Origin of the sequence: Streptomyces sp. NPDC048411, from assembly GCF_040704695.1 — a bacterium.
GTDB lineage: Bacteria > Actinomycetota > Actinomycetes > Streptomycetales > Streptomycetaceae > Streptomyces.
Window position 1 is genome coordinate 1 of record NZ_JBEZKL010000060.1, and the last position, 23,614, is coordinate 23,614.

The window sequence follows — 23,614 nt, forward strand, 5'->3', positions numbered from 1 at the left end:
TCCCACGCCCTTAAGGCTGTGGGGGAGTCGGTGACCGACGACAACGCCGAAGGGGGCCCCTCCCTGCTCGAGCGAAGCCGAGAGCTTGGGGGAGCAGTCGCAGGGCGTCGGGAGCCCACTCCCCATCGTGGGGGAGGCCGTCAGGTCCCGTCGGCGCCCTTTCTTTGCCCCCTGGCCCGCTTCCCGACCACCGCGGCGGCCGCGGCGGCGCTGCCCGCGAAGGCGAGCGGTACCATCCACGGCTGGTTGAACACATACCAGGTGGCATGGTCGAGGGAGTAACGGCCGGGGCCGGTCAGTCCGATCGCTGCGGCAGTGAAACCGAGGAACGCCGGGTACTCGTATCCGCCGCCCTGCGCGAAGAAGCCCGCGGGCGCGTGCACGGCGACGGCGCCCGCCATGGCGCCCGCCGCCGCCGCACCGGCGGCGGGGGTGGCGAGGCCGAGGGCCAGCAGGGCACCGCCGCCCGCCTCGCCGAGTCCGGCGGCCACGGCGCTGTGCTTGGGCGGGTGGAAGCCCATGGCCTCCATGCTCGCGGTGGTTCCTTCGATGCCCTGGCCGCCGAACCAGCCGAACAGCTTCTGGGTGCCGTGCGCGGCCAGGACCGCGCCGGTGCCGACGCGCAGGACAAGAAGGCCGAGGTCACGCCGGTTGACGCAGGTCATGGGAGGGCTCCGCCGGGTAGTGGGGGTGATCCGGGTTACGGATCCACTCTCCGCGCCTCGGCGGGTGGACGTACCCCGGTACTACTCCGTCCGGGGGACGGTGCCGGATGGTCGGCCCGGTGCGACGAACGCCATTGTGCAACTTGTTGCATAATCGCGTTCCGGTGGTCTACAACTGGCGCAACGACACTGCGCGAGGAGCCGCCGGATGACCCCGTACCCGAATCTGCTGAGCCCGCTCGACCTCGGGTTCACCACCCTTCCCAACCGGGTGCTGATGGGGTCGATGCATGTCGGCCTGGAAGAGGCCGAGCGCGGCTTCGAGCGGATGGCGGCGTTCTACGCCTCCCGCGCCCGCGGCGGAGTCGGGCTCATGGTCACCGGGGGCATCGCGCCGAACGACCGAGCCCGTCCCTATCCCGGCGGCGCCAAGCTGACCACCGAGGCGGAGGCCGAGCAGCACGCCCAGGTCACCGCCGCCGTGCATGCGGCGGGCGGCCGGATCGCGATGCAGATCCTCCACTTCGGCCGGTACGCGCACCATCCGGATCTGGTGGCGCCGAGCGCGATCCAGGCCCCGATCAGCCCCTTCACCCCGCACGCCCTGACGGACGGCGAGGCCGAGGAGACCATCGAGGACTTCGTGCGGACCGCCGAGCTGGCACGGCAGGCAGGCTACGACGGTGTCGAGATCATGGGCTCCGAGGGCTATCTGATCAATGAGTTCATCGCAGCCGGGACCAACCACCGCACCGACCGCTGGGGCGGCTCGTACGAGAACCGCATCCGGTTCCCCGTGGAGATCGTGCGCCGGGTCCGCGAGCGGGTCGGCAGCGACTTCATCCTGATCTACCGGCTCTCGATGCTGGACCTGGTGCCCGGCGGCTCCTCGCTGGAGGAGGTCGTGCAGCTCGCCCGGGAGATCGAGGCGGCCGGGGCCACGATCATCAACACCGGAATCGGCTGGCACGAGGCCCGCATCCCCACCATCGCGACATCCGTGCCGCGCGGTGCCTACACCTGGGTCACCGAGAAGGTGCGCGGGGCCGTCTCCGTACCGCTGGTGACCAGCAACCGGATCAACACCCCCGAGGTCGCCGAGGAGATCCTCGCCTCGGGGCGGGCCGACATGGTGTCCATGGCCCGGCCGTTCCTCGCCGACCCGGACTTCGTCGCCAAGGCGAGCGCGGGGCGTGCCGACGCGATCAACACCTGCATCGGCTGCAACCAGGCGTGCCTCGACCACACGTTCAGCGGAAAGATCACCTCCTGCCTGGTCAATCCGCGCGCCTGCCACGAGACCGAACTCACGTTGTCGCCGACCCGGACCCGTAAGCGCGTCGCGGTCGTCGGCGCGGGTCCTGCCGGACTCGCGTGCGCCGTATCGGCGTCCGAGCGCGGGCACGAGGTGACGCTGTTCGACGCGGCCGACGAGATCGGCGGCCAGCTGAATGTGGCGCGCCGGATCCCCGGCAAGGAGGAGTTCGGCGAGACGCTGCGCTACTTCCGCACCCGGCTCGCGGAGCAGCAGGTCGAGCTCCGGCTCGGGACGAAGGCGACGCCGGACACGCTCGACGGCTTCGACGAGATCGTCCTCGCCACCGGCGTCACACCCCGCTCCCCCGCGATCCCGGGCCTGGACCACCCCAGCGTGGTCGGTTACCTCGACGTCCTGCGCGACGGGGCGCCTGTCGGACAGCGGGTCGCGATCATCGGTGCGGGCGGGATCGGCTTCGACGTCGCGGAATTCCTGACGGACGGCGGCGATGCGGCGAGCCTCGACCCGGAGGTGTTCTTCCGGCACTGGGGGGTCGACACCGCGTACCAGGAGCGTGGCGGCCTGCGCCTGCCCGAGCGCCCGAAGCCGCCGCGCACCGTGCATCTCCTGCAGCGCAGGACGAGCAAGGTGGGCGCGGGGCTGGGCAAAACGACCGGCTGGATCCACCGTACGGAACTGCGGCACCGAGGCGTCACGATGATCGCGGGCGCCACGTACGACCGCATCGACGACGACGGTCTGCACCTGACGGTCGACGGCGAGCAGCACCTCCTGCCGGTGGACACGGTGGTGCTCTGCGCCGGTCAGGAGCCGCAGCGCGAACTGTACGAGGAACTGATCGCCGCGGGCCGTACGCCGCACCTGATCGGCGGCGCCGACGTGGCCGCCGAACTGGATGCCAAGCGTGCCATCCGGCAGGGAACGGAGCTCGCGGCGGCCCTGTGACGCCCGGGCCGTCCCTAGGATGCTCTCCATGTCACTCCCGCACGCGATCCTCACCGCCCTGCTCGAAAAGCCGTCGTCGGGGCTGGAGCTGACCCGCAGGTTCGACCGGTCGATCGGCTACTTCTGGTCGTCCACGCACCAGCAGATCTATCGCGAGCTGGGAAAGCTGGAGCAGGCCGGGAAGATCCGGGCCCTGCCGTCGGCACAGCCGGCCCGTGGGCAGAAGAAGGAGTACGAGGTCCTGCCCGCCGGCCGTGCGGCACTGTCCGCATGGGTGGCGCTCCGGGAGGACCCGAAGCAGATCCGCGATCCGCTGCTGCTGCGGATGCGCGCGGCGGCGGTGGTCGGCGCACCGGGTCTGGACGCGGAACTACGCCGCCACCTGGAGCTGCACCAAAAGCAGCTGGACGAGTATCTGGCGATCGAGGAGCGGGACTTCCCGCCGGAGCGGAACTCGGAGGAGGACCGGTTGCGGCATCTTGTACTGCGCGGCGGCATCGATCTGGAGAACTTCTGGATCGGCTGGCTGACCCGCGCTCTGGACGGGATCCCGGCCACCGGGCCGGGCCCGTCGGCGGGATAGGGATCTCCCCCATGTCCTTGGGGTCATGGGGGAGACCGAGGAGGAAACAGCCACCGGATGCCCCGGCGCCGGTCTCCTTATGGCCCGCCGACCGGCGTCCTGCCGAGTTCCGGTCGCAGCGTCAGCTGGTCCGTCGTCCGGGGGCTGCCGATCACGACCCGCGACGGCACACTCGGCGCCGGCTCCGCCTCGATCCTGGCCCGGTACGCCGACGGCGTCGCCCCGTCCTGCGCCCGGCTGAGCAGAACGACTCCCCGCACCGCCGCCGCCGACCCCAGCAGCGCCGGGACCAGCGCGATCGTCCCGCCCTGGAGACGTTCGCCGAGCAGCGCCAGACCTATCGCCGCGGCGGCAACGGGATTGGCGAGGGTCACGACCGCGAGCGGCGCGCCGAGACCACCCTGGTAGGCAGTCTGCGAGAGCAGCAGACCCCCCATCGCGAAGGCCGAGACGAGCAGCGCCACGGTCACCAGGCGCCAGCTGAACAGCGGGCCCGTGTGGTCCGTAACTGCCACCGTCAGTGTCTGGGTGAGCGCCGAGGCGACGCCCGACGTGATGCCGGATGCCGCCGCGTGCCTCAGTCCGGGGCGGGCCCCCGGCCGGCTGAGTCCGGCGACGACCGCCATGGTCGCCGCACCGACCGCGAGCGCCTCGGCCAGGCTCAGCGTGTCGTGCGGTGCGGAGCCGCCCGCCGTCAGCAGCAGGGCGCCCAGGCCGAGCAGGGTGAGGATCGTGCCGCGCCATTCGGTCCTGGTCACCCGGCGCCCGGCGGCGCGCGCACCCAGCGGTACGGCGGCGACGAGGGTCAGCGCGCCGAGCGGCTGGACGAGGGTGAGGGGCCCGTACTTCAGCGCCGCGACATGCAGCAGCGCGCCACCGGCGTTGAGTCCGACCGCCGACCACCACGCCCCGCGCCCGAGCATCCGGAGCACTCCGGTGCCCGGATCGGTGCGTCCGGCGAGCCGGGCCTGAGCCACCGCCGCCGAGGCGTACGCGGCTGCGGAGACCAGGGAGAGGGCGACGGCGATCAGCGTGGCGTTCATGGCCGTCCCCCGGACGACGAGGCGTACGCCTGGGAGGCGGCCGGGTCGGGAACGCGTGACACCGGTGGCGCGGTACGGGCGGGCGCGGGCTCGCCCCCTGCGCAGGAAGGCCACGGCAGACGTCCTCGGACCGGCTCCGCCCGCTGGAGCCGCAGCACCGCGAGCGCCACGGCGAGCAGCGCGCTGACGACGATCGAGTCGAGCCAGTAGTGGTTGGCGGTGCCGACTATCACCAGCAGGGTGACGAGCGGGTGCAGCAGCCACAGCCAGCGCCACCGCGAACGCGTCGCGACGATCAGTCCGACGGCGACCATCAGCGCCCAGCCGAAGTGCAGCGAGGGCATCGCGGCGAACTGGTTCGCCATCGAGTCGGTCTCCGGAGTGTCTCCGTACACCGTCGGCCCGTACACCTGACCGGTGTCGACGAGTCCGGCGGCGTCGAGCATCCGCGGCGGGGCGAGCGGGAACAGCAGGTGGAGTGCGAGAGCGGCACCGGTGAGCGCGGCGAGGATCCGGCGCGACCAGACGTAGTGGCGCGGGCGGCGCCAGTACAGCCAGCCCAGGAAGAGCAGCGTGGCCGGGAAGTGCACGGTCGCGTAGTAGGTGTTCGCGAGGCGGACCAGCGTCTCGCTGTGCAGCAGCGCGCCCTGCACGGCGCCCTCGCTCGGCAGATGCGCCGCGCGTTCGAAGTCCCAGACGTGTCCGGCGTTGCGGTACGCCTCCTCGACGTGACCGTTCGCGGCCTGCCGGCCGAACTTGTAGACCACGAAGAGCCCTACGACAAGAAGGAGCTCGCGGACGAGGGGCGGTCGGGCAGAAGTGTCCGGCTCCCGATCTGCGGGCTCGCTACGGGCGTACATCACCCGGTGCCCCTTTGCTGACGAAGCGGTGTGACAGCGGCATGGTCCAGTCCATGCCATATCGAGACGCCAGTGTACCGATACGTTGACGTATCGGTACACGCGCGTTTCGGTACACTGGCGTATCGGAAGACCTCGTCGCAGAGTCGCAGAGAGGGAAAGCACATGTCGTCGCACGATTCCGTGCAGGAACAGGCCCACACCTCGCGTCGCTCGAAGATCACGCCGGAGCGGGCGCAAGAGTTCTACACGGCTGTGCTCGACATACTCAGGGAGAGCGGATACGAATCGCTCACCATGGAGGGCGTCGCCTCCCGCACCCGGTGCGGGAAGTCCACGCTCTACCGGCAGTGGGGCTCCAAGCCGGAGCTGGTCGTCGCGGCACTGCACAGCACCCAGCGCATGCTGCTCTCGCACATCGACACGGGCTCGCTCGCCGGTGACCTGCGTCTGGCGGCCCAGGCCATCAGCGCGGGTTCCGGACGGGACACCCCACTGCTGCACGCACTCAGCCATGCCGCACTGCAGAGCCCGGAGCTGCTCTGCGCGCTGCGCGAGGCGCTGATCCTGCCGGAGATCGCAGCGATCGACGTCATGGTCCGGCGGGCCATGGAGCGTGGCGAGATCCCCATGGACAACCCCGCGGCGGAGTTCGTCTCGGCGCAGCTGCTGGGTGTGGTGCGGGCCAGGCCCCTGCTGGAGGCGAAGATCGCGGATGAGGCATATCTCACCCGCTTCGTGGAGAGCGCCATCTTCCCCGCACTGGGACTGGACCCGGCCGACACCGGGTCCTGATGAACGTGGGCCGTCGTCCCAGCGGATGACGAGGGCCCGCCTGCGCCGCACCGTGGGGACGGGGGCGGCGCACCGTCCGGCCGGCCGGTGACTTCCTCGGGGGTCACCGGCCGCCCGTGCTCCCCGGGCGCCCACCACTGGTCCACCAAACAAACGATTGGTAGATTCATTCCGACGACGAGTTCGGCACCAGCAGAGGCGGACCATGGACATCGGCAGTCCCATCGACTTCACCGGGCGAACGGCGATCGTCACCGGTGGCACGAAGGGCATCGGCGCCGCGATCGCCGAGGCGTTCCTCTCCGCGGGCGCCGAGGTGCTGGTCTGCGGGCGCCATGAACCGTCGGAGCTGCCTGCGGCCGGTGGGCGGACCGCCCGCTTCCGGTCGGTCGATGTCCGTGACCCGGCGGCGTCCGCCACACTCGTCGACGCCGCGGTGGAGCGGTACGGACGGCTGGATGTGCTCGTCAACAATGCGGGCGGCTCCCCCGACGCCGACGCGGCGACCGTGTCGCCGCGGTTCGTCGAAAAGGTCGTCGCGCTGAATCTGCTGGCGCCGTTCTACGTGGCGCAGGCGGCGAACCGGGTCATGCAGCAACAGGACGGCGGCGGCTCGGTGATCAACATCGGCAGTGTCTCCGCACACACCCCGCAGCCGGGTACCGCCGCCTACTCGGCGGCGAAGGCGGGGCTGCTGGCACTGACCCGGGCGCTGGCCCTGGAATGGGCGCCGAAGGTGCGCGTCAACCACATCACGACCGGACTGATCCGCACCGAGAGCGCGGCGTCGGTGTACGGCGAGGACGGGGGTGCGGCGGTGGCGGATGTCATCCCGATGCGACGGATGGCGGTGCCGGACGATGTCGCGCGCGCCTGTCTGTACCTGGCCGGCGACTTCGCGGCGTATGTCAACGGCGCCGATCTGGCGGTGCACGGCGGCGGCGAAGTGCCGGCCCGGTTCCTCGCCGCGAAGGGCCGATAGCGGGAGGGGCTCAGGGGGCGGCCGAGCCGCTCCCTCCTCCGTCCTGCGCGTTGCCGGATCCGCATCCCGCCTGCTGCCAAGAGCAGGGTTGGCGGGCCGGACGACCAGCACCCTCGCGACCCCGGCTGCTGCCAGGCCACCGCTCACCAGAAGAAGGGCCCGGGGCCTGTCCGATGGACCGCTTGGAGGTGGCGCCCAGGACAGAGCCGGGAATGCGGAGTCGCCCCTGACCGCCTCAGGACGGTTCAATGCCCAAGTGGTGAACTGGGCGCAGATGCGCGACTGCCGCTTCGAGACCGATCGCGTCCCCGAACTCCTGGAGCGGGTGGAGCGCGAGGACGACACTGAAGCGTGGAAAGAGCTGGGATATCGGCTGGTCCTCGATCATGACTTGGTGTCCCCCGCCAGCTTCGCCGCCCTGCCGCGCCTGGTGTGCCTCGCACCGGACAGCACGGAGGCTCGTGGTCTGGCCGGACGGATCATGGAGCGCGCGGCAGGGCACCACGGCTGCGATGATCTGCTGGCGGACCGCGCCGACGCGATCGCGGAGCTCCGTGAACTACTGGACCGGCACCTGCAGTCGCGGCCGGCCGACTACCTCGCGGCCTTCCGCGCGTTGCTCGCGGTCGAGGGCCAGTACCACTGGGCGGCCGTCCTGGGGGACTTCACGGACGACTTCTACCATGTGGCCTGCCCCCACTGTGGCGTGGACGTGACGATCGCGATCGGCAACTACGGGCGCTACTCGGCGATTCGGGACTGGAACCTGGGGGACGTGGACAGACGCAATCTGCGGCCGGCGTCCGCCGAGGAAATCTCCGGCATCGGCCGATGGATGCATGAGACCGCTGTCCGCGACGGGGAAGACGTGCTCGCCAACGGAATCGCCCACCTCTTCGGCAAGGCGGAATGCCCAAGCTGTGCCAGCGTCTTCAATGTCGCGGATGAATACACGTCTGCCAACCACCCGGTCATGCGGTAAACCACGGCGTATTGGGGGTGACCCACTATGACTCAGGGACGGAGCCACAGCCGGATCGCGGCGACAGTGAGCGCGCCATGGAAGACGCAGGCGCGTTGGTCGTACCGGGTTGCCACGGCCCGGAAGGTCTTGAACCGGTTGATCGTTGGCTCGACTTCGTTGGGGCGACGGTAGATCGTCCTGTCGAAGCCGGTCGGGCGGACGTCCTTGCCGCCTCGTCCGGCGATTCTTGGTGGGCATGAGCGGGCGCCTGCTGCGTGTTGATGAGCGTGGGAGGTGGTGGAGTCCACGCTGACCATGCTTCAGTCGATCCGGCCTTCAGCGTCGGCATCGGCCTGGATTTCAGGAGATCGATACGACTGCGGCGCAGCACCGACGACCGGCGGGCGAGCGTTCGGCCGACCGTTCTCGTCCCCTTGACGACATCAACCAGCCCTCTTATCGTCTTCATGACGAGAATCAGGGGGTTCCTACATGGCCGACATCACCAAGAGGTTCGGCTGGCGACATCTGCGCTCCGCACCCACCGCCCACATCCGCCACCATGACCGCGGCCGGCTCACGCACGATGGACCAGGACTGAGCCTCTGGTATCGGTCGTTGCACGCCACACTCTCCGACGTGCCGGTCAACGACCGTGAGTTGGCGATGACTTTCCACGCACGCACGTCCGACTTCCAGGACGTCACAGTGCAGGCCACCGTGACGTACCGGATCAGCGACCCCGCCGAGGCGGCCGCCCGGATCGACTTCTCCGTCGACCCCGACACCGGCGCCTGGCGCGGTGCGCCGTTGGAGCAGATCGCCACCCTCCTGACCGAGACCGCCCAGCAGCACGCCCTCGACGTGCTGGCCCGCACCCCGCTGGTCGACGGGGTCACGGCGGTACGGGAACGGGTCACCGAGGGGCTGGCCGCCGAGCCCCGGCTGCCCGCCACCGGCATCGATGTGGTGGCGGTGCGCGTGGTCGCGATCCGCCCGAGGCAGAGGTGGAGCGCGCGCTGCGCACCCCGGCCCGGGAGCAGATCCAGCAGGAGGCCGACCGGGCGACGTACGAACGCCGGGCAGTGGCCGTCGAGCGCGAGCGGACCATCGCGGAGAACGAACTGGCCAGCCAGATCGAACTCGCATGCCGCGAGGAGCAGTTGGTCGAGCAGCGCGGTACCAACAGCAGGCGCGAGGATGGCAGACGGGTGGTTCGCCGGGTGAGGCGCCGGGTCACGAGCGTGATGGCAGCCGCGATGCATGGGCCACGAGGACCAGGAACAGTCCGCAGGTGGCGACCAGGATCCAGCCCGGACGGGATGCGTGTGCCAGCCCTGCCGGGCCTGTACCGGCGACCAGTCCGCCGGCGATGGCGATGCCGACCGCAGAGCCGAACTGCCGTGCGGTGGACGTGATCGCTCCGGCCACGCCGGCACGGGTCGCAGGCAGTCCGCTCACTGCGGTGTTGGTGATCGGGGCGTTGGCGAACCCGAACCCGATGCCGATGAGCAAGTAGGCAAGCAGGAGCAGTGGCACGCTCGTGTGCAGGTCGAGCCTGACCAGGCAGAGTCCGCCTGCCGTGATGAAGCCACCGGCCAGGACAAGCGGCGTCCGCGCTCCAAGACGACCGACCAGCCGACCGGACAGGGGTGCGCAGACGGTCGCTCCGGCAGCCATGGGCAAGGTCGCCACCCCGGCGGCGAGTGGCGTCCATCCCCGGGTGTGCTGCAGGTAGAGGGTGTTGAGCAGCAGCGTCACGTTCAAGGCGACGAAGACCGCCACGGCACCCAGGACCGCACCGCTGAAGACCGGACTCCGGAAGAGCCCCGGATCCATCAGCGGCTCGCGTCGGCGGGACTCGACCCACACGAATCCGACCGCCGCCACGGTGGCGAACACGTACGCGGAAAGCGCCGCGAGCGATGTCCAACCGATGTGCGGCCCCTCGATGAGGACACCGACCGAGACCCCGATGACCGCTGTCAGCAGGACCTGACCTGGTATGTCGAGCCGCCGCGCCCGCTTCGCCCGGGACTCCGGCACGAACACCGCGCTCAGCGCCAGGGCGACTACGATGACCGGCGCGTTGACCCAGAACACCGAGCGCCAGCCGATACCAGCGATGAGAGCGCCGCCCGCGACAGGACCAGCGGCCATGCTGAGCCCGAAGACCGACGCCCAGACACCGATCGCCTGCGCTCGCTCCCTCGGATCGGGCATCGCGTTCACCACAATCGCGAGAGCTACGGGACTGAGCATCGAGGCGCCGATTCCCTGGAGAGCACGGGCCGCGATGAGCACGCCCACCGAAGGGGCGATCGCGCAGACCAGCGAGGCCACACCGAACACGACCAACCCGAATTGGAACACCCGTCGGCGTCCAAGGCGATCCGCCAGCGCACCGGAGGAGATCAGGAGACTGGCCAGGACCAGGGTGTAGGCGTCCACCGTCCACTCGAGCCGGCGAGTCCCGGCATCCAGGCCGCGGCCGATGGCCGGCAGGCCCACGTTGATGATGGTGGTGTCCAGACCCACCAGGAACATGCTCAAGCAGCAGACGGCCAGCACCGTCCAGCGCCTACGTGCGCTCAGAACGGGCTGAACAGCGTGAATCGTCGCGGTCACGGCCTACCTCTCAAGTACGGAAGCATCTGCCCGGCCATGCTCGGGCCGGGGGACGACCACCGCCCAGCGGATTTGCGAAGACTGCAAAATGGTCTCCGTGGACGAAGAACTGGAGCAGATACTCGACGGCATCGGGCCCCGCTTGCGCGCGCTGCGCCGGGACCGTCGACTCACGCTGGAGGCGCTTGCCGCTGCGACCGGGTTCTCGGTGAGCACGCTGTCTCGTCTTGAGTCAGGCAAACGGCGCCCGACTCTGGAACTGCTCATCCCGCTCGCGCGTGCGCACCGCATCGCGCTCGACCAACTGGTGGCCGCACCGGCCAGCGGTGACCCACGGGTGCATCTCACCCCCTTGCGCAAAGGGCACGGCAGCACCCTGGTGCCCCTGACGCAGTACCCGGGCCGGGTGCAGGTGTTCAAGCAGGTACTGGCTCCCCGCGAACCGAAGTTGGTCACCCACGACGGCTACGAGTGGCTCTACGTCCTCGCAGGTGAGCTACGCCTCGTTCTCGGGGAACACGAATTCACCCTCGGCCCCGGCGAAGTGGCCGAGTTCGACACCGGAGAACCCCACTGGTTCGGTCCGGCGAGCACGAGCGCCGTGGAAATCCTGCACCTGTTCGGGCCACGAGGCGACCGAGCAGTCGTCCGCGCGAGTCCGTCCACGGCCGATCCCGCCCCGGTGGCCGGCACAACCCCACCGTCAACAGCCTCGGAGGTGCGAACGAGAACTGGTTCGGTCCGACCAAGAACCTCGATGTGACGATGGCCTCGCTGCGCAGTCGGCTTCACGCGGCCGCCGACGCCGCGGCGGCGCCCCTGCGCCTACTGCGGATCACCACAGTGCGAGCACACGGCTACCGTCTGGAGACCGGCGGTGCCGGTGACGATCACGGCGGAACATGAGCCGACCGGTTTCGTCTACAGTCCTGTAGACGAAAGTGCTGCGACCGGGCTGCGGGCCCCCGACGAAGGACTCGACTGCCGTGACGGAACTTCTGCAACGCCGCGTCCTGGTCGTCGAGGACGACCACGGGCTGCGCGACGTGCTCGCCCGCGGACTGCGCGAGGAGAACTTCGCCGTCGTGACCGCCGCCAGCGGAGCAGGCGCCCTGCGCACCCTCGACGACCGGGTGGATGCCGTCGTCCTCGACATCGGGCTGCCCGACTCGGACGGCCGGGACGTGTGCCAGGCCATGCGTTCGGCGGGGCTGCAGGCCCCGGTGGTCTTCCTCACCGCGCACGACACGCTCACCGACCGGCTCTCGGGCTTCTCGGCCGGCGGCGACGACTACCTCGCCAAGCCCTTCCACCTGACCGAGCTCGCCGCCCGGATCCGCGCGGCGCTGCGCCGCGCCGGGCCGGACCCCGTGGTCGAGCTGGCGGAGCTGCGACTCGATCCCGTACGCCACCTCCTGGAGGTGCGCGGCACGCCGGTGGCGCTCACCCCCACCGAGTTCCGTCTGCTGGCCGCGCTGATGGCCGCGCCGGGAACCACCGTACGCAGGCGGGAACTGCTGCGCGCGGCCTGGCCCGACGGGGCTCAGGTCAGCGACAACACGCTCGACCAGTACCTGACCCGGCTGCGCCGGAAGCTGCGCGAGGCGGACAGCTCGCAGGAGATCAGTACCGTACGAGGCGTCGGGTACCGACTGATATGAGGCGGTTCCGCGTCATCGGACGACTCCGCGCCGCACTGCCCCGCACCCTGCGGGGCCGCCTCGCCCTGCTCGCCCTGGCCTCCGCCACCGCCTGGGTCGCCGCGCTCACCGTCGCGTTCAACATAGTCCTCGCCGGACGGCTGAACAGCCAGGCCGCCGACCTGCTGCAGACCCGTGCCGCGGCGGTGGCCGCCACCATCGAGGCGCGCCCGGACGGTGGGATCGTCGTCCACGAACCGGCCGACGACCACGCCCTGGATGTCGGCACGTGGATCTACCGCGGCAGCACAGCCGTCGAACGGCCGAGCGCGCCCGCCGCACTCCAGCGGCAGGCGGACGGGCTCACCGGCCAAGGCACCAGATACCAGGAAACGGGCGGCAGGAATCCCTCCCGGCTGTACGCCCTGCCGGTACGCGCCGGCAACCGGCAGACCGGCACCGTCGTCGTCGCCGTCTCCCTCGACCCGTACCGCAGCACCGCCCACGCCGCCCTCGCCGGTTCCGCGATCCTCGGGCTGCTGCTCCTGGCCGGGGTGTATCTGCTCACCCGCACCATCGTCGAGCGGGCCCTGCGCCCGGTCGCCGAGATGAGCACCCGGGCGGCCCGCTGGAGTGAGCTCGGCGCCGCGGAACGCTTCGGCACCGGCCACCGCCCGGACGAGCTCGCCTCGCTCGCCACCAACCTCGACGAACTCCTGGACCGGCTGGCCGCCGTACTGCGCCACGAACAACTGCGGACCGCTGAGCTCTCGCACGAGCTGCGCACCCCGCTGGCCCGCATCGTGGCCGAGACCGACTGGCTCACCGCCCGGCCACGGGACGCGGCCGGGCAGCACGCCTCCCACGAGGCGATCGCTGCCGCCGCCACGAGCATGCGGCACATCTGCGACACCCTGCTGTCCGAAGCCCGCGCGCGCACCGAGCAGCCGCCCGGCCGCTGCCGGCTGCCCGCATTGGCCCATCACGTCGCCGAGCAGTACGCGCAGCAGCACCCCGACGCCCCGCCGCTGTCCGTACGGGGCGGCGCCGACGTCACCGCAGGGGTCTCCCCCGCGCTCGTGGAACGCATGCTCATGCCGCTGCTCGACAATGCCCGCCGCTACGCCGCCACCGCCGTCACCCTGACGTACGCGCAGACCCCGGCCGGTGTCGAGCTCGCCGTGACCGACGACGGCCCGGGTGTGCCCCCGGAGACCGGGGCGGACGTCTTCGAGCCGGGCCGCCGCGCCGAGCCGGACGATGGTCATGACGGGGCCGGTCTCGGGCTGGCCCTGGCCCGGCGGCTGGCCCGCGCCTCCGGCGGCGACATCGAGTGGGACCCGGCCGCCGCCGGAGCACGGTTCGTGGTCAGCCTTCCGACGGGCTGACGGGAGCGGGGGTCGCGTCCCGCCGGGTTACCGTCAGATAGCTGACGAGGGCCAGGATCAGGACGAGGAAGATCGCGCTGGTGCCGACCGTACCGAGGCCGAGACCGCCGTCGGCGCGCGCCTGGGAGAGGTAGTCGCCGAACGAGGCGCCCAGCGGGCGGGTGAGGATGTACGCGATCCAGAACGCCGGGACGGCGGCGAGGCCGAGCCCGTAGTGGGCGGCGGCCACGGCGGCGATGAGCACGGCGAACAGCAGTGCGGACACCCAGTACCCGAGGTCCATCCGCTCCGCCGTGAGGTCGCCCGCCGAGGTGCCGAGAGCGAACGTGAAGAGGATCGCGGCCCAGTAGAACGCCTCACGGCGGACCGTCGTAATGGAGTGGATGGAGAGCGTCCGCTCGCTCGCGTACCAGGCGGCGAACACCGCGACGAGCGCCACGGCGAAGACAGCCGTCGTCGTCTCCAGCGCGACCCCGAAGTTGTCCGTGAGGTTGTCGCTCACCAGCGTGCCGACCACGCTGATCAGCACCACGGCGAGCCAGTAGAGCCCGGGGACGTACCTCTTGGCCCGGAACTGGAACCAGAGCGTGCCGATCAGCAGCACAGTCATGACCAGCGACGTGTTCGTCAGCCCCAGACCGAGGTTCTCGTTGAGGAGATCGGCGGCGGTCTCGCCCACCGTCGTGCACAGCACCTTGATCACCCAGAAGTAGATCGTGACTTCAGGGACCTTGTTCAGCATCTGCCGAGCCCCGGCGCGTGCCGGAAACGCAGCTGTTTCGTTCGTCATGAAAGGTGAGGCTGGCACGGCGAAGCTGAACACATCCTGACTGCTTCTGCACGGCCGGCGGCCTCGGCCCGGCCGCCCCGGGGCGCCGATGGTGCCGGTCGGGCCGTGAACAGCAGGCGGTTCAGGGCAGCCTCACGTACGCGACACAGTGGGTCGTGCACCGTGCCGGGGTCGGTGGCCCATATGCGGGAGATGCCCGACATCCAGCACCGCGTGCAACAGTCAAGAGCTTCGTTCAAGCTGAGACCGACCGGCAGTTGGGGGGATACACACCACCGTTCGGAGTGCACCATGCCCGACAGCAAATTCCAGCAGTTCCTGACGCGCGAAAACGCCGCGGTGGTCCTGGTCGATCACCAGGTGGGCCTCTACAGCGGTGTGCGGGACACCGGCCTACTGGAGCTGAAGCACAACGTCGTCTCTCTCGCCCGGGCCGCGCAGGTACTCCGGTTGCCGACGGTGGTCACGACGACCGCGGCGGACAGCATGTGGGGCCCGCTGATTCCGGAATTCACCGAGGTTCTTCCCCAGGGCACCGATGTCATTGACCGCAGTACCGTCAACGCCTGGCACGACAGCCGTGTGCACGACCGGATCAAGGCCACGGGACGCAAGAAGCTGATCTTCACCGGCATCTCCCTTGAGGTCTGCGCCGCCCTCCCGGCAATTGCTGCCGCCGCCGAGGGATACGACAGTTACGTGGCCGTCGACGCATCCGGCACGTTCTCCGACACCAAGCGCGAGACCGGCATCGTCCGCCTCCAGCAGGCCGGAGTGATCGTCAGCGACTATGCAACGCTGATGGTGGAGATCCTGGCCGACAACGCGGCTCCCGAGGCGGGCGAAACCTACGAGGCCCTCGACATGGCGTTCGCCGTACTGGTCGGCCAGATCTCAGCTGCGTACAGCAGGCAGAGCTGACCTGGCCAGGTGCTCCTGCGCCTCACGGCGCAGCATCACTTTTGGCTCCGGGCCGGACCGGGACGAGGACGTCGCTCTCCCCGCTCAAGCACCGCAACCTCAACGTGCTCGGCCGCTGCAGCTTCACCGCCTCCACGCCCGCCGCCGGTGCGCTGCGGCCCCTGCGGGACCCGGACGCGCCGGAACTGACGAGGCCGACGGCGGCGGGGGCTGAGCGTCATGAGCCGACAAGGGCGGGGAGGTACTTCAGTCGGCCGTGTACCGACCCGCTTCAGTCAGTGTCCTTGGTCGATGACGTCGTGGAGGTATTGCAGGGTGAGCTTCTCGGCATGGCGACGGCGTTCAACGATTGCTCCACCGCCATCGGACCACCGGCGGTAGAGATCGACGGCGGCGAGGAGGGCCTGTCCGGCCTCGTGGCGGTCGTAGCCGCACAGCGTCGTCTGAAGGTCGCGCGCCTCTTCGGGCGCGATGGTCTCGAGGTGGCATACACCGCGGGGGATTGCGCCCACCCGGCGAGCGGCCAAGGGGCCGAGCACGGTCTCACGCAGGTAGTTAAGGAAGCCAATGGTCTCGAACAGTTCACCGCGACCGAGCTTCGTCGCGCCGTAGTGCACCCAGGTCCAGAACCGGTCCTCGAACCACTGGAGGTCGAGCGACGGAGTGGCCAGCGGCTGCTGGGCGAGGACACCGGCCAGGATTCCGTCCCGGTCCCACAGGACCTCCGGATTCTCGATGCGCTCAGCGAAGTCGGAAGCCCGCACGAACTTGAAGTCGACGTGCAGGAGAGGCGGCCCGACGAGCGTGATGATCAGGCGCGGCTCACCGACATGCTCCCCGGTGAATCCGGCCACCAGGGAGGCCCATCGGGGTGGCCCCCTGCGATGGACCCGGTGATCGCCACGCCGACCACGCGCGCATCCTGCCGGATCCGGGGAAGCGCGTCGTTGAGGAACTCGCTGTGCAAGGAGGGGACATCCATTGCTTTCCTTCCGATCGGAGCAAAGCAGGTCAACGTAACAGGCAGCCGGGTGAGACTGGCAACTCGAACTCTCACAAACGGCCCTTTTCCGGAGCAAGGTTGAAACCGGGCTGTCGGATACCTGCTGATCCTCAATCGGTTCTCAGAACCTGTTCACCTGCCGGCGCCCGCAGCCCCCATGACCGCGGAAGCCCTAAGGGCTGTCCCGCCGGCCCACCGCCACGCAGAAGGTGGAACTCCTCCACGGCGTGCTCATCTTCACCGGCGACTTCGGAAGCTGAGGGCTGTCCCGTGACCGGCAATGTTTGCCCCTCGAGGAGCGTCGTCCACCCGCTGACGTCAGTCAGGGAGCACCGGTCCCCAAGTGGTCCCCAAAAATGATCAAGGTCCGGTTTCGGATCTCTCCGAAACCGGACCTGACCTGCGACTCTCACGAGTCGGGACGACAGGATTTGAACCTGCGACGCCTTGCCCCCCAGCAATGCGGCCGATCTTGGATCGAAGACTTGTACTGCCGTTGCGCACCCCAGGCCGCAGTCATTTCCGCCGGGTTGGTCGTGCCATAGCCCGGGTCGGGCTACGCCGGGTATGCGGACTGCAGGATGCGATCAGCTGTATACACCGAGTCGACCAGCGGATGCAGCGCCAACGCCCGCAGCGCGGGGGCGCGTTCACCGCTCGCCGCCGCCTCGATCACGGCCCGCTCCACCGCCTTGACGCTCAGCATGAGCCCGAGCTGGTCGGGCGCCACGGCGCCGGTGGCGAGCGGGGTGGCGCCGGCGGCATCCACCAGGCAGGGCACCTCCACGACTGCCTCCGAGTCCAGGCCCGGGACTGCGGTGCGGTTGCGGACATTGAGGATGAGCGTCGTGCGCTCGTTGCGGGCGATGGCCCGCATCAAAGCCAGCGCGACGCGGTCGTAGCCGCCGCCCTCGAGGTCGCTGGCGTCGCGCTCCCAGCCGCCCGTGCTCTCCCGGCTCTCGGCCATGTACGTCGCCTCGCGCTCCCGGCGCGTACGCTCCCACGCCTCAAGCGCACCGGCGGGATTGGCGGCCGCCTGAGCGTAGAAAACGTCCTGCTGGTCGCGCAGGTACTCCCCACGGGTGGCCGGTGCCTGGCGCAGCGCGGCGACCGCCTCGCGGTTGAAGTAGTAGTAGTGCAGGTACTCGTTGGGCAGCGCGCCCAACGTCCGTAGCCAGTCCGCGCCGAAGAGCTTGCCCTCCTCGAAGGACTCCAGCACCGCGGCGTCGGCCAGCAGTTCGGGCAGCCGGTCGTGGCCGTCGACGGTGACCCGGCGCAGCCAGCCGAGGTGGTTGAGGCCGACATAGTCGTAGCCCGCGCGGTCGGGGTCGGCACCCACCGCGCGGGCGGCGCGCCGGCACAGCCCGACCGGCGAGTCACAGATGCCGATGACGCGGTCGCCGAGGACGCGCTGCATGGCCTCGGTGACCATGCCCGCCGGGTTGGTGAAGTTGATGACCCAGGCATTGGGCGCGACGGCCGCGACCCGCTCGGCGATCTGCACCGCCTCCGGCACGGTGCGCAGGCCGTACAACACGCCGCCCGCGCCGACCGTCTCCTGACCGAGGACGCCCTCGCCCAGGGCGGCGCGCTCGTCGCAGCTGCGGCCCTGCAGGCCGCCGACGCGGATCGCGGAGAAGACGAAGTCCGCGCCGCGTAGGGCGTCGTCGAGGTCCGTTGTGGTGCGTACGGCCGGGCCGGGCGGGCGGCCCGGCCCCGGCCCGGTGAGCTGTGCGGCCTGCTCGGCCAGCACCGCGGCGATCGCGTCGAGGCGCCGCCGGTCGGTGTCGTACAGCACCAGTTCGGTGCACCGGCCCGCCGCGTCGCCGTCGTCCGTCAGCAGCGCGCGGTACACGAGCGGTACCCGGAACCCGCCGCCGCCCAGCAGAGTCAGCCTCATACGGTGATTACCTCCGTCCCGGCCTCGCGGAACGCCGCGAGCGTGGCTGGGTCCGACGTGTCGTTGGTGATCAGGACGTCGATGTCCGGCGCCCCGCAGATTCGGGCGAGACCGGTCTCGCCGGGGAACTTGCCGGCGCTCGCGAGCAGCACGACCTGCCGCGCGGCGGCGATCATGGCGCGCTTCACGGGCACCTCCACGTGCGTGCTGTCCAACACGCCGCCGCTGGGCAGCACACCGCTCGCGCCGAGGAAGAGCCGGCCGACGTACAACTCACGCAGATTGGACTCGGTGAGGAAGCCCACCACGGAGAGGTAGTTACGGCGCACCTCCCCGCCGAGCAGAATCAGCCGCACTTCGGGGTCGTCGCGCAACTCCTCGTACACCGCGAGGTTGCTGGTGACGATGGTGACGGGGCGGCCGCGCAACAGCTTGGCGAGCTGGTGCGTGGTGGTGCCGATGTCCAGCAGGAGCGCGTCGCCGTCCTCGATCAGCTCGGCCGCCCGAGCGGCTATCGCGGTCTTGGCCGGCAGGTCGTCCACGGCCACTTCGGCGAAGGGCCGCTCGTCGTCGGTGCGCGCGGCCACCGCCCCACCGTAGACGCGGGTGAGCAGGCCGGCGTCGTCGAGCTCGGTCAGGTCACGACGGGCCGTGGCCTCGCTCACACCGAGCCTCTTGGCGATCTCCCGGACCGGGAGCACGCCTTTCTCGCCCAGGATGGTCAGCAGCCTGCGGTGCCGCGCCTCTCGCAACATGCCCGCAATTTACTCCAGTTGAGCAACTGTGCACGAGTCTGATCGATCTCTTGCATGCACACGACTCTCGGTGCAAGGTGTCGGTCAACATGCAGCTCCGATCAGGAAGGGCACGCAGGTGAGCACTTCTTCGACGGTCGCGAAATTCTTCGACCCGCTGGCAGACATACGCCTCCCCGGCGACCCCGAGTACGACGTGTACCTGACCGGGACCGTGTTCCTCGACATCATCTTCACAGGCCTGGACCACGCCCCCGTACGCGGCACCGAGAACTGGGCCCGCGGTATGGGGCTGAGCCCCGGCGGCATCGCGAACATGGCCACCGCGCTGGCCCGCCTCGGGCTGCGCACCACGCTCGCGTCCGCCTTCGGCACCGACCTGTACGGCGACTACTGCTGGGACAGCCTCTCCGGCAGCGAGGGGGTCGACCTCAGCCACTCGCGCCGGGTGGTCGGCTGGCACTCGCCGGTGACGGTGTCGATGGCGTACGAAGGCGAGCGCACGATGGTGACGCACGAGCACCCATCTCCCCCGCCGTGCACGTGCGGCCCGCCGCGTTCACGGGCCTGCGTGGCCACGCTCGAGCCCGGTCGGCAGGACGACTGGCTGAGAGAGGCGGAACGGCAGGGCAGCAAGATCTTCGCCGACGTGGGCTGGGACGACAGCGGACGCTGGGATCCGGCGGCGCTGCGTGACCTCGGTCATTGCCACGTCTTCCTGCCCAACGCCACGGAGGCCCAGCACTACACGCGTACCGACTCCCCGCAGGAGGCCGTGCGCGTGCTGGCCGAGCTGGTGCCGATCGCGGTCGTGACCATGGGCCCCGAGGGCGCGGTCGCCATCGACTCGGTCACCGGCGAGACGGCGGAGGTGCCCGGGGTGCCTGTGCGGGCCATGGACCCGACGGGCGCGGGCGACGTCTTCGTCGCGGGCTTCATGACGGGGACGCTCGCCGGATGGCCGCTGGCCGACCGGCTCGCGTTCGCCAACCTGACCGCCGCCCTGTCCGTGGAGCACTTCGGCGGCTCGCTGGCCGCGCCGGGCTGGCCGGAGGTGGCCACATGGTGGCAGACGGTGCGCCGTCCGCACGGCTCCGGCGAACTGGCCCGGCGCTACGCCTTCCTGGACGAGCTGGTCCCCGCGGGACAGGTCCCAGGACCGCGGCTGCGCGCGGTGCCGACCATCGGTTTCCGGGGCGAGTGAGCGCGATGAGGCGTCCCCGACGATGTCCCCTGAGACGTCCAGTGAGACCCCGTTGAGACGAGGAGTGGGAATGCGAGGAGTTCGCGCGATGGTGCCGCGTACCGGCACACGACGCGCCAGGCGGAACATGCTGCCGGTCACCCTCGTCGCCGGTCTGGCCCTGCTGGCCACCGGGTGCGTGCCGGGCACCGACGGGTCGCAGGCCGGCGGGGCAGCCGGGGCCGGGAGCACGGCCGTACCGGATCCGGCGCGCGCCGGCAACATCACGCTCACCGTGTGGGACCAGGAGACCCGTGGCGGCACGAACGGCGAGATCGAGCAGCTCAACAAGGAGTTCGAGGAGAAGTACCCGAACGTCCGCATCAAGCGGGTCTCGCGGAGCTTCTCCGACCTCAAGACCACCCTGAAGCTCGCGATATCCGGCAACAAGCCGCCGGACGTGGTGCAGGCGAACCAGGGCTACCCGGACATGGTGTCCTTCGTCCAGGCCGGGCTGCTCGCCCCGCTGGACACGTACGCGGGCATCTACGACTGGAACACCCGCTACCCCACCACGCTGCTCAACCTCAACCGGGTCTCGACCGACGGCCACCGCTTCGGCACTGGCCGGCTCTACGGGATATCCCAGACCGGTGAGTTCGTCGGCATCTACTACAACAAGGACGTCCTGGCGAAGGCCGGCGTGAAGCCGCCGAAGACCTGGGCGGACTTCACCGCGAGCCTCGGCACGCTGAAGCAGAAGGACGAGCTGCCGATCCAGTTCGGCAACCTGGACAAGTTCCCGGCGATCCACACATTCGGCGTGCTCCAGGACCAGCTCGGCGGGGCGCAGGCTCGTGACACGGTCCTCGGCCGCGGCCAGGGCTTCGACAACGCCTACACCAAGGACGCGGCCGCCACCCTCTCCGACTGGGTCAAGAACGGCTACCTGCCCAAGGGCGCCAACGGGCTCGGCTACGACGACGCCGCAAAGAAGTTCGCCGGCGGCGACGGCGCGTACCTGATCACCGGCACCTGGCTGCAGGCCGACCTGAAGAAGCCGATGGGCGGCAAGCTGGGCCTCATCCCGCCGCCGCCCACCAAGGCCGACGCCAACCCGATGACCACCGGCGGCCAGGGGCTCGCCTGGTCGATCACGTCGCGGTCCCATCACCCCGAAGTCGCCGCCGCCTACCTTGACTTCATCACGAACACGCACGCGTCCGACGTCATGACCGAGCACGGCGTGCTGCCCGTGCTGCCGGGACGGGCCGCGGCCGAGATCGACCCGGAGAGCAGCGAGGGACAGATGATCGCCGGCTGGCGGAGGCTGACCGCAGGTGACGGGCTGGTGCCGTACCTCGACTACGCCACGCCGAGCTTCTACGACACCACGTCCAAGGCGCTGCAGGACCTCATCGCCGGCAACAGCGACCCCGAGAACTTCGCGGCGTCCCTGCAAAGGGACTACGGCGGCTTCATGAAGAAGCAGCGCGACAATTCGACGGGGTCGAAGTGACCGCCCTCCGGGACCGGTACCGCCGCCGCGCCCCCGGCGAGCCGCGCGCCATCGGCTACCTCTACGTGCTGCCGGCACTCGCCCTGTACGGTGCGTTCCTTCTGTACCCCTTCGGCCAGTCGGTGTGGCTGTCGCTGCTGCACTGGGACGGGCTGACGCGGGCCACCTGGGCCGGGTTCGGCAACTACACGGACCTCTTCACAGATCCCAGCCTGCGCGCGCCGTTCGTCCACGCGCTCGTCCTGCTGCTGTTCTACGCCGTCCTGCCGGTGGCCATCGGCCTGCTACTGGCAGCCGTGATGTCGCGGATCCGGGTGAAGGGCATGACCTTCTTCCGCACCGTGCTGTTTCTGCCGCAGGTCCTCGCGATGGTCGTGGTCGGTGTCGCCTGGCGCTCCATCCTCGCCCCCGACGGCCTGCTCAACGACACCCTGAAGGCCGTCGGTCTCGGCTCGCTGACCCGGGCCTGGCTGGGCGACTACGACTGGGCGCTGTCCGCGGTCGGCGCCGTCGGCACCTGGGTGGAGACCGGGCTGTGCATGGTGCTCTTCCTCGCCGGCGCGCAGCGCATCCCGCGCGAGCTGTACGAGGCGGCGCGGATCGACGGCGCGGGCGCGATACGTGAGTTCTTCAGCGTCACGCTGCCCGGCCTGCGGGCGGAGGCAGCGGTGGCGCTGACCCTCACCATCGTGGCGGGCCTGCGCAACTTCGACCTGATCTACATCACCACCAGCGGCGGCCCGGGCAACTCCACGTCGGTGCCGGCGTACGAGGTCTACCACCGGGCCTTCGAGACCAACCAGGTCGGCTCGGCGGCTGCGGTCGGCGTCGCCCTCATGGTCCTGATCTTCTCACTGACCGTCACGGTCTCCAGGCTCGTCGAAGGGCGGCGGTCATGATCTCGCGCACCGAACGCGGCGCCACGTACGCGATCCTGACGCTCTTCGCGATCGTCTCGCTGACGCCGGTGATCGGCATCCTCTCCACCGCCTTCGGCCGCCAGGGCGCGCTGGGCACCGGTTTCTCACTGCCCGAAGGCGGCCTGCACTGGGGCAACTTCGCCGACGCCTGGACCCGCGGCCACTTCGGTACGTACCTGGGCAACTCGCTGCTGGTGACTGCGGTCGTGGTGGTGGCGACGGCGGTGCTGGCGATCCTGGCCGGCTATGCCTTCGGCGTGATGCGCTTCCCCGGCTCGACGGTGCTTTTCTATCTGTTCGTCATCGGCCTCACGCTGCCGCAGGAGGCGCTGGTCATCCCCCTCTACTTCGACCTGCGGTACGTGGAGCTGACGGACACGTACTGGGCGCTGATCCTGCCGCAGATCGCCCAGTCGCTGGCCTTCGGCGTCTTCTGGCTGCGCGCCTACTTCCGCGGCAGCGCCCGCTCCGTCATCGAGGCGGCGCGGATGGACGGCGCCTCCACCTGGACCACGCTGTGGCGGATCCTGGTGCCGATGGGCCGGCCCGCCATCACCACCATGATCGTCATTACCTTCATGTGGACATGGAACGAGTTCCTCATGGCCCTGGTGATGATCAGCGACGAGTCCCTGCGCACGGTCCCGCTGGGCCTGGCCTTCTTCCAGGGCCAGCACACGGCCGAGACGTCACTGCTGGCGGCGGCGTCGGTGCTGATCGCGCTGCCGGTGGTGGTCGTGTACGTGGCGCTGCAGCACCGCTTCATCGAGGGCATGCTGACGGGCGCGGTGAAGGAGTAGCGAGGGCGGCGCAGTGCCGCCCGCAAATTTCGTCCGTCAAGAAGTCAAGAA

The 23,614-nt window shown here is 70.0% G+C and carries 21 protein-coding genes and 2 pseudogenes; 14 read left to right on the forward strand and 9 right to left on the reverse strand.

Annotated features, from left to right (window positions below):
- Positions 1-140 precede the first annotated feature (140 nt).
- Positions 141-665, reverse strand: a complete 525-nt coding sequence (locus AB0915_RS21475) for a DoxX family protein (RefSeq protein WP_366692610.1) — start codon at positions 663-665, stop codon at positions 141-143.
- A gap of 208 nt (positions 666-873) precedes the next feature.
- Here AB0915_RS21475 and AB0915_RS21480 point away from each other — a divergent pair, with 208 nt between their 5' ends.
- Together AB0915_RS21480 and AB0915_RS21485 are read left to right on the forward strand one after the other, a co-directional pair.
- Positions 874-2,889 carry an NADPH-dependent 2,4-dienoyl-CoA reductase gene (locus AB0915_RS21480; RefSeq protein WP_366692611.1) on the forward strand — a complete coding sequence of 672 codons (2,016 nt, stop codon included), beginning with the start codon at positions 874-876 and terminating at the stop codon, positions 2,887-2,889.
- Positions 2,890-2,917: 28 nt separating this feature from the next.
- A complete protein-coding gene (locus AB0915_RS21485; protein ID WP_366692612.1) occupies positions 2,918-3,472 on the forward strand; it encodes a PadR family transcriptional regulator in 555 nt (184 codons plus the stop codon).
- Between the two features lie 77 nt (positions 3,473-3,549).
- Here AB0915_RS21485 and AB0915_RS21490 read toward each other — a convergent pair whose 3' ends face one another.
- Positions 3,550-4,515, reverse strand: coding sequence for a hypothetical protein (locus AB0915_RS21490; protein ID WP_366692613.1), 966 nt, complete (start codon positions 4,513-4,515; stop codon positions 3,550-3,552).
- Positions 4,512-5,378: a phosphatase PAP2 family protein gene (locus AB0915_RS21495; protein WP_366692614.1), complete on the reverse strand. Its 867-nt coding sequence runs from the start codon at positions 5,376-5,378 to the stop codon at positions 4,512-4,514. Before AB0915_RS21495 ends, AB0915_RS21490 begins: the two co-directional genes overlap by 4 nt.
- A gap of 162 nt (positions 5,379-5,540) precedes the next feature.
- Between AB0915_RS21495 and AB0915_RS21500 the strand changes: the two genes are divergently transcribed.
- From AB0915_RS21500 to AB0915_RS21510, 3 genes are all read left to right on the forward strand, one after another.
- Positions 5,541-6,170 (forward strand): TetR/AcrR family transcriptional regulator, encoded by a 630-nt coding sequence (locus tag AB0915_RS21500; protein ID WP_366692615.1) that lies wholly within the window; start codon positions 5,541-5,543, stop codon positions 6,168-6,170.
- Between the two features lie 205 nt (positions 6,171-6,375).
- A complete protein-coding gene (locus AB0915_RS21505) occupies positions 6,376-7,152 on the forward strand; it encodes an SDR family oxidoreductase (protein WP_366692616.1) in 777 nt (258 codons plus the stop codon).
- Between the two features lie 256 nt (positions 7,153-7,408).
- Positions 7,409-8,134, forward strand: a complete 726-nt coding sequence (locus tag AB0915_RS21510; RefSeq protein WP_366692617.1) for a hypothetical protein — start codon at positions 7,409-7,411, stop codon at positions 8,132-8,134.
- Between the two features lie 32 nt (positions 8,135-8,166).
- On the opposite strand, the pseudogene AB0915_RS21515 reads toward AB0915_RS21510, so the two are convergent.
- Positions 8,167-8,487 (reverse strand): annotated as a pseudogene (locus AB0915_RS21515) (hypothetical protein); the annotation flags it as partial.
- Positions 8,488-8,608: 121 nt separating this feature from the next.
- Here AB0915_RS21515 and AB0915_RS21520 point away from each other — a divergent pair.
- A pseudogene (locus AB0915_RS21520) lies at positions 8,609-9,315 on the forward strand (SPFH domain-containing protein); the annotation flags it as partial.
- A gap of 37 nt (positions 9,316-9,352) precedes the next feature.
- Here the strand turns inward: AB0915_RS21520 and AB0915_RS21525 are convergent.
- Entirely contained in the window at positions 9,353-10,744 is a 1,392-nt protein-coding gene (locus AB0915_RS21525; protein WP_366692618.1) for an MFS transporter, read from the reverse strand.
- An 88-nt stretch (positions 10,745-10,832) separates the two neighbouring features.
- Between AB0915_RS21525 and AB0915_RS21530 the strand changes: the two genes are divergently transcribed.
- The 3 genes from AB0915_RS21530 (at position 10,833) to AB0915_RS21540 (ending at position 13,772) form a co-directional block, all read left to right on the forward strand.
- On the forward strand, positions 10,833-11,507 hold the full coding sequence (locus tag AB0915_RS21530) for a helix-turn-helix transcriptional regulator (protein ID WP_366692619.1): 675 nt from the start codon (positions 10,833-10,835) through the stop codon (positions 11,505-11,507).
- Between the two features lie 235 nt (positions 11,508-11,742).
- A complete protein-coding gene (locus tag AB0915_RS21535) occupies positions 11,743-12,405 on the forward strand; it encodes a response regulator transcription factor (protein WP_366692644.1) in 663 nt (220 codons plus the stop codon).
- Positions 12,402-13,772, forward strand: coding sequence for a HAMP domain-containing sensor histidine kinase (locus AB0915_RS21540; RefSeq protein ID WP_366692620.1), 1,371 nt, complete (start codon positions 12,402-12,404; stop codon positions 13,770-13,772). Before AB0915_RS21535 ends, AB0915_RS21540 begins: the two co-directional genes overlap by 4 nt.
- On the opposite strand, the gene AB0915_RS21545 is transcribed toward AB0915_RS21540, so the two are convergent.
- Positions 13,753-14,562: a hypothetical protein gene (locus tag AB0915_RS21545; RefSeq protein ID WP_366692621.1), complete on the reverse strand. Its 810-nt coding sequence runs from the start codon at positions 14,560-14,562 to the stop codon at positions 13,753-13,755. The two genes, AB0915_RS21540 and AB0915_RS21545, sit on opposite strands and share 20 nt — an antisense overlap.
- 291 nt (positions 14,563-14,853) lie before the next feature.
- Here AB0915_RS21545 and AB0915_RS21550 point away from each other — a divergent pair, with 291 nt between their 5' ends.
- Positions 14,854-15,483 carry an isochorismatase family protein gene (locus AB0915_RS21550; RefSeq protein WP_366692622.1) on the forward strand — a complete coding sequence of 210 codons (630 nt, stop codon included), beginning with the start codon at positions 14,854-14,856 and terminating at the stop codon, positions 15,481-15,483.
- Between the two features lie 275 nt (positions 15,484-15,758).
- Here AB0915_RS21550 and AB0915_RS21555 read toward each other — a convergent pair whose 3' ends face one another.
- From AB0915_RS21555 to AB0915_RS21565, 3 genes are all read right to left on the reverse strand, one after another.
- On the reverse strand, positions 15,759-16,337 hold the full coding sequence (locus AB0915_RS21555) for a nucleotidyltransferase domain-containing protein (protein WP_366692645.1): 579 nt from the start codon (positions 16,335-16,337) through the stop codon (positions 15,759-15,761).
- 705 nt (positions 16,338-17,042) lie between these two features.
- Positions 17,043-18,386: a 6-phospho-beta-glucosidase gene (locus AB0915_RS21560; RefSeq protein WP_366692623.1), complete on the reverse strand. Its 1,344-nt coding sequence runs from the start codon at positions 18,384-18,386 to the stop codon at positions 17,043-17,045.
- The gene (locus tag AB0915_RS21565; RefSeq protein WP_366692624.1) at positions 18,383-19,141 is read right to left on the reverse strand and encodes a DeoR/GlpR family DNA-binding transcription regulator; all 759 of its coding nucleotides are present in this window, start codon (positions 19,139-19,141) and stop codon (positions 18,383-18,385) included. The genes AB0915_RS21560 and AB0915_RS21565 overlap by 4 nt, the downstream gene beginning before the upstream one ends.
- A 118-nt stretch (positions 19,142-19,259) precedes the next feature.
- Between AB0915_RS21565 and AB0915_RS21570 the strand changes: the two genes are divergently transcribed.
- The 4 genes from AB0915_RS21570 to AB0915_RS21585 all read left to right on the forward strand — a co-directional run bounded on the left by AB0915_RS21570 (position 19,260) and on the right by AB0915_RS21585 (position 23,563).
- Positions 19,260-20,345, forward strand: a complete 1,086-nt coding sequence (locus AB0915_RS21570; RefSeq protein ID WP_366692625.1) for a carbohydrate kinase family protein — start codon at positions 19,260-19,262, stop codon at positions 20,343-20,345.
- Positions 20,346-20,433: 88 nt separating this feature from the next.
- A complete protein-coding gene (locus AB0915_RS21575; RefSeq protein ID WP_366692626.1) occupies positions 20,434-21,843 on the forward strand; it encodes an extracellular solute-binding protein in 1,410 nt (469 codons plus the stop codon).
- The gene (locus AB0915_RS21580; RefSeq protein ID WP_366692627.1) at positions 21,840-22,742 is read left to right on the forward strand and encodes a sugar ABC transporter permease; all 903 of its coding nucleotides are present in this window, start codon (positions 21,840-21,842) and stop codon (positions 22,740-22,742) included. Before AB0915_RS21575 ends, AB0915_RS21580 begins: the two co-directional genes overlap by 4 nt.
- Complete coding sequence (locus AB0915_RS21585; protein WP_366692628.1) at positions 22,739-23,563, forward strand: carbohydrate ABC transporter permease; 825 nt, start codon at positions 22,739-22,741, stop codon at positions 23,561-23,563. The genes AB0915_RS21580 and AB0915_RS21585 overlap by 4 nt, the downstream gene beginning before the upstream one ends.
- Positions 23,564-23,614 lie beyond the last annotated feature (51 nt).